Here is a 1,178-nt window from a genome sequence, read left to right as displayed (position 1 = left end):
TGCCATCAAAAGCCTGGTGGCCGCCGGCTATGGCGCCACGCTCTTGCCGCACGAGGCCAGTGCCCAGGGCCGCACGGTGCCGCTGGATCCGCGCATCGTGATGCGGCCCTTGCGCCCGGCGCTATGGCGTCCGCTGGGTATTGCGCATCGCGCCGCGCAACTGGAGCCGGCTACCCTGCACGTATTGCAGGCGCTGTGGGAGCTCAAGCAGTTGAAGAAGATTAATTCACATACGCAGTGCTAGGGATCTGCGCATGACCCTGGAGTTGGCCGCTTCAGAGCATTTCGGGCTGGCGCAGGCGTTGTTGCACGCAGCGGGTGACCAGGTCCATGTAGTCGCTGGTGCGCGGCGGCTTGGCGGCGTACCAGATGCGGCAATCCTGGTCTTGCGCGAAGTCGCTCGACAGCGGCGCAGCGGTGAACAGCACCAGCGGAATCGAGGTCAGTTGCGGGTACACGCACAGGGTGCGCAAGAATTCATATCCTTCGGTACAGGCAAAGCTGCGCGGGTCCAGCAGGATCAGCGCCGGCAGGTCGCGCGAGTGGCACAGGGCTTGCGTCAGCAGCGAGGCATTGGCCAGTTCGGCATCGTCGAACCATTCGAACTGGCAGGGCAGGTGACTGCGCCAGAGCGCGAAGCGGGCCGCTTCGATGGCGTCCAGGTCGGCGTCGACGAGCAGGATACGGGGCAGGTGATGGGTCAGGGACATGGCGGCCTCCTTGCTGTGATGCGTACATCTTAGGAGAGGCCGGCGGGGAGGGATATCAGGGGCTTCCTGATGAGTTGAGCTTGCCTGGCGTCAATGGCGCCAGGCAAGACCGTGAAGGCGCTGGGTCAGGCGTTCTCGCCGCTGCCGGAGTTGCTGGCGGGGCTGGTGTTGTTCTCGAACTGCTTGGCATATTCGGCGCGGCGCGCCTGGTCGGATTCGATCAGCAGGCGGTAGCGGGTTTCCGAGACGCGCTGCTGCAGCACGGCGGCATAGCGTTCACGTTGCAGCCATTCGATGATCAGCGAGGCGGTGGCAACGATGACGGTGTAGACCAGGATCATGAATAGATCTTTGTCGTTGAGTCCATCCATCGTATAGAAGGGCTTGCGGAAGAAGAACATGGCCGTGGGAATACTGATGGCCAGCAGGCTCAGCGAATACACGTAGCCGAACAGATAGCTGATGACG

The 1,178-nt window shown here is 62.8% G+C and carries 1 protein-coding gene and 2 pseudogenes; 1 reads left to right on the top strand and 2 read right to left on the bottom strand.

Annotated elements, in window-relative coordinates; all coding sequences use genetic code 11:
* Nucleotides 1-244 (top strand): annotated as a pseudogene (locus tag I5W_RS26685) (LysR family transcriptional regulator); the annotation flags it as partial.
* 31 nt (nucleotides 245-275) lie between these two features.
* On the opposite strand, the gene I5W_RS26680 reads toward I5W_RS26685, so the two are convergent.
* Together I5W_RS26680 and I5W_RS26675 are read right to left on the bottom strand one after the other, a co-directional pair.
* Nucleotides 276-710: a hypothetical protein gene (locus I5W_RS26680; protein WP_017450232.1), complete on the bottom strand. Its 435-nt coding sequence runs from the start codon at nucleotides 708-710 to the stop codon at nucleotides 276-278.
* Between the two features lie 125 nt (nucleotides 711-835).
* Nucleotides 836-1,178, bottom strand: a pseudogene (locus tag I5W_RS26675) (DUF4118 domain-containing protein); the annotation flags it as partial.

The organism is Herbaspirillum sp. B65, from assembly GCF_000333555.1.
GTDB lineage: Bacteria > Pseudomonadota > Gammaproteobacteria > Burkholderiales > Burkholderiaceae_D > Herbaspirillum > Herbaspirillum rubrisubalbicans.
Note: the sequence above shows the minus strand (reverse complement) of the source record. Positions and strands in the feature narration are given on the sequence as shown.

Bases quoted from the DNA above. Each gene is read 5' to 3' on its own strand.
- I5W_RS26680 (WP_017450232.1), bottom strand. From the start codon at position 710: ATGTCCCTGACCCATCACCTGCCCCGTATCCTGCTCGTCGACGCCGAC.